Below are 2,940 nucleotides of genomic sequence, written 5' to 3'. Positions count from 1 at the left end.
TAGGTGCGGTGGCCAGGTAGGTGGTGCCGCGCGGGGTCAGCAGATCCAGACCCAGCTTGGCGTCATCCGGCCCGGCCGTGCTGCCGTCGTAGGCGGTGAACTTCAGCGGCAGCCGGCCACCCTCGGTGAAGAGCTCCAGGATCTGCGCCAGGCTCAGCTTGCCGGCACTGGCATGTTCTCCGCTGTAGGTCGTCACTGCCGTTGCACCACCTTCGCATACAGGTCCAGCAGCCGCGAATCGGGGTCGTAGATCTTTTTGACCGTTTTGTATGTCTCCCCGCCGTAGAGGTCGTCGAACTCTTCGGCGGTGTAGTAGGCGTCGGAGTATAGCGACTTGTGGCCGTCGAGCGTGCTGACTTTCGCTTCGATCAGCCGGTTCGTGACCCCTGCAGCTCCTTCGGTAGTGCCGGCCGGCACCGTTCCCACCGAGGACCAGAAACCGACGTTGACGTAGCTGCGGTTGGGCCGGATCGGGTAGAGCGGCCAGGCCTGCTCGCTGCGCAGCCGCAGCGGGCACAGCCACACCGGTTCGATGGGCACATGGGCAAAAAACCAGTCCAGAAACTCGCCGCAGCGCTCGATCGGCACCTCGACATCTTGTATCACCCGCTCGCGCGGCGGGCGGTGATAGTGTTTTTCGATCCGGTCGGCGACATGAAACCGCTGGTCGTAGCCGACCAGTTTGCGGTAGACGTCGCTGCGTCGGTAGCGGCGCGGCCAGCACCGCCGCACCAGCGGGTGCTGCACACCGAACGCACGTGAGCACCAGAACCAGTCGGTGTCCCAGCGCCAGAAGTAGTCGTGGATCGTCAGCCGGTCGTCTTTGACACCGGCGCTGTGCTGGATCGACCGGTAGTAGATGCGCTGGCCGGTGTAGTCACTGACCGAGCCGGGTGCGACGGTCTGCATTCCGACGCACAGGTAGCTCTCGTCGGGGCTGAACACGACACCGTCGAGGTAGTCCACCGCGACACCGTCGAACCCGCCGGTTTCGAGGATTCGGTCCATCTCCGCCATCAGCTTCCCCAGCGAGTGAAACCGGATGTGCCGCAGCGCGACGAACGGTTTGACGGTCTCCAACTCGATCCGAAGCCTGGTTGAATACCCAAGTGTGCCATAGGAGTTCGGGAATGCCCGAAACAGGTCGGTGTACTGCTCTGACGATGCGGTGACCAATTCCCCAGCGCCGGTGAGGATGTCCATCTCCAACACCGATTCGTGTGGCAGGCCGTTGCGGAACGACGCCGATTCGATCCCCAGCCCGGTGACCGCCCCGCCCAGGGTGATGGTCTTCAGCTGCGGGACCACCAGCGGTGACAATCCGTACGCCAAGGTGGCGGCCACCAGATCCTGGTAGGTGCACATCCCGGCGACGTCGGCGGTGCGGGCTTGCGGGTCGACGCAGATGACGTTCGTCAAGCCCGAGGTGTCCAGGCCGGGCGCGTGGCGTTGCGCACGCGCTCGGAACAGGTTCGAGGTCGGTTTAGCCAGGCGGACCGGCGCCGTCGCGGGGAGTGACCGGTAACTGGCCAGCAGTCGCTGCACTCCCTCGGCGTGGGCCGCCGGTACCGAAACTGGCCGAATGGACACCATGTCAACGGTAGTCGCCGGCCCCCGCCGGGGCGAGCGCACGCGCCGTACCGCCGGGCTACTGCGCCACAGCCTGACCGCCTAGAAACCCCGCGATGCCGCGGACCACCGCGTCGGCGTAGCGCTGCCGGCCGGCCGGGGTTTCCATCAGGGCTGCGTCGCCTGCGTTTTTCATGTTGCCCAGCTCGACCAGGATCGACGGGTACTGCGCCAGGTTCAGCCCGGCAAGGTCCGACCGGCCGTTGAGGCCGTCGTTGCCGATGTAGCTGGCGGGTGGGATGCCGGACGCCTGCAACTGGTCGCGCATCACCCGCGCGAACTGCACCGACGGGCCGCTCTGCGCGGCGTTGAGCGGCGGCGCCGAGTAGTTGACGTGGAACCCGTGACCGGCGGGCGGGCCGCCGTCGGCGTGGATAGACACGATGCCGTTGGGGTGCAGCGCGTTGGCCATCGCCGCGCGCTCGTCGACGCACGGACCCAGTGCGGTGTCGTCGCCGCGGGACATGGCGGTGCGCACCCCCAGTGCGCTCAGCGCCTGGCGGATTCGCAACGTGGTGTCCCAGGTGAAGCTGTGCTCTGGGTAGCCGTTGTTGGTGGCGGTCCCGCTGGCCTGGCAGTTCTTGGTGCCGCCGCGGCCGGTGGGCACTTGACGGCCGATGGATGCGTCGTTGCTGCCGTTGTGACCGGGGTCGAGGAACACGACCATCCCGGCGATGTTGGCCGGAACCGCGACCGACGGTGGGGTGGTCGGGATCGAGGCGAGTATGAGCAGGCCCGCTGCCATCGCGAGCCCGACACGCGGGCGAACTGGTAGGCGCACGGCGCCACGCTAGCTCGGCGCCGACTACGCTGGGTATCTCAAACCGCGCGGCAACCGGAGCTGTCACAGAGCCGAAACCCAGCCGCGACCACGTCGAGACCACAACACGAGGGGACTTCTCATGCAGCCTGGAGCCCAACCCGATATGTCCGCGTTGCTCGCACGGGCACAGCAGATGCAGCAGCAGTTGCTGCAAGTTCAGCAGGAACTGGTCAACACCGAGGTACACGGCCAGGCCGGCGACGGTCTGGTGCAGGTCACCGTCAAGGGCAACGGCGAGGTGGTGGCGGTGACGATCGACCCCAAAGTCGTCGACCCCGGCGACGTCGAGACCCTGCAGGACCTGATCGTCGGCGCACTGGCCGATGCAGCCAAGCAGGTCACCACGCTGGCGCAGCAGCGGCTCGGGCCGCTGGCTGGCGGCATGGGCGGGGCGCTCGGCACACCGAACAGCTGACATGTGCCGACATGTTTGAAGGGCCGGTCCAGGATCTGATCGATGAGCTCGGCAAGCTGCCGGGCATCGGCCC

3 protein-coding genes and 2 pseudogenes are annotated in these 2,940 nt (G+C 66.8%); 2 read left to right on the top strand and 3 right to left on the bottom strand.

Translation table 11 applies throughout. The annotated features are described in order from the left end of the window. The 3 genes and pseudogenes from AC2VOP_RS00900 to AC2VOP_RS00890 form a co-directional block, all read right to left on the bottom strand. Positions 1–196, bottom strand: a pseudogene (locus AC2VOP_RS00900) (SAM-dependent methyltransferase); the annotation flags it as partial. Then, positions 193–1,590, bottom strand: a complete 1,398-nt coding sequence (locus AC2VOP_RS00895) for an FAD-binding protein (protein WP_486959211.1) — start codon at positions 1,588–1,590, stop codon at positions 193–195. The gene AC2VOP_RS00895 and the pseudogene AC2VOP_RS00900, both read right to left, overlap by 4 nt. A 58-nt stretch (positions 1,591–1,648) precedes the next feature. Beyond that, complete coding sequence (locus AC2VOP_RS00890) at positions 1,649–2,410, bottom strand: Rv3717 family N-acetylmuramoyl-L-alanine amidase (RefSeq protein WP_486959210.1); 762 nt, start codon at positions 2,408–2,410, stop codon at positions 1,649–1,651. A gap of 121 nt (positions 2,411–2,531) precedes the next feature. Here AC2VOP_RS00890 and AC2VOP_RS00885 point away from each other — a divergent pair, with 121 nt between their 5' ends. Then, a complete protein-coding gene (locus tag AC2VOP_RS00885; RefSeq protein WP_486959209.1) occupies positions 2,532–2,867 on the top strand; it encodes a YbaB/EbfC family nucleoid-associated protein in 336 nt (111 codons plus the stop codon). Between the two features lie 11 nt (positions 2,868–2,878). Continuing rightward, positions 2,879–2,940 (top strand): annotated as a pseudogene (locus AC2VOP_RS00880) (recombination mediator RecR); the annotation flags it as partial.

It is taken from the genome of Mycobacterium sp. TH-M106, from assembly GCF_057473765.1.
This window is presented reverse-complemented; position numbering and strand designations above follow the sequence as displayed.

What these genes read in the sequence shown, in the direction of transcription:
- AC2VOP_RS00885 (WP_486959209.1), top strand. Translation starts at nt 2,532, where the DNA reads ATGCAGCCTGGAGCCCAACCCGATATGTCCGCGTTGCTCGCACGGGCA.